A 790-nucleotide genomic window follows, 5' to 3' on the forward strand; every position below is an offset into this window, starting at 1 on the left:
CGGCACCGCGCTCATCGAACCCGACGACATCATCGGCGACAGTTTCGAGGTCCGGGTCTGCCCGCTCGCGCTGGCCACGGTGACGGCCATCTTCGACCATGATCCGGCGGTGATCAGCGTGGTCGAGGAAGCGCAGTTTCGTGCCCGCCGGGTCTGCGTTCACCACTGCGCCAACTCGGCCGAAATAACCATGAGGGTCGCGCTTACATCCGATAGCGGGCTTGAACTCGATCTTGCCTATGGCAACGCCTATGCGCTTCTCGAAGCCTTGGGCGTGGACGCCGAGAGCGTAGGAGAGATCGCCCTTTCCCAGCTCAGGGAGCGCATTGCCGACCCGGCTACGTCACGGCGCGCGATGCGCTTTGGCGTCGAACAGTATCTGCCCCGGCTGAAGCGTCTGGCGGATAGCGCCGATGGAACGGACGACGCCCGCCTCGCCTGGGCCTGATTTCAATGAATTTCCCGCGACAGATCATTGCGAGGGCCGCCCAGCAATCGGTCGATCGCCATCTGCAAATGCGGGGTGCAATTGGTGTCCCGGATCGAATCGAGCACGCCCAGAGCCTCGCGCATCAAGACCAGCGCATAAGCGCGCTGCATCCTCGCATCGCCACCATCGCCTTGCCCAATTTCGCCGCGCAGCATTCGGATCGATAGCATGACCTGCTCCACGAAATGTCGATCCGATGCCTCCAAATCTTCCGGCTTGATCATCCGACTTCCCCTCGCCTCCGCCGAGGCGGAAACGAGAGAGCCATTCCCGCCCAACGCTCCCGCGCGAAGGCGCGGG

2 protein-coding genes are annotated in these 790 nt (G+C 63.3%); one reads left to right on the top strand and one right to left on the bottom strand.

All coding sequences use genetic code 11. The features are described 5' to 3' along the window. On the top strand, positions 1–448 hold a 448-nt coding region (locus RLDS_RS29465), incomplete at its 5' end, for a hypothetical protein (protein ID WP_021224272.1). 2 nt (positions 449–450) lie between these two features. Here RLDS_RS29465 and RLDS_RS29470 read toward each other — a convergent pair. Continuing rightward, the coding region (locus RLDS_RS29470; RefSeq protein ID WP_236616763.1) for a hypothetical protein at positions 451–790 on the bottom strand (340 nt) is incomplete at its 5' end.

The organism is Sphingobium lactosutens DS20, from assembly GCF_000445105.1.
In the GTDB taxonomy this organism is placed as follows: Bacteria; Pseudomonadota; Alphaproteobacteria; order Sphingomonadales; family Sphingomonadaceae; genus Sphingobium; species Sphingobium lactosutens.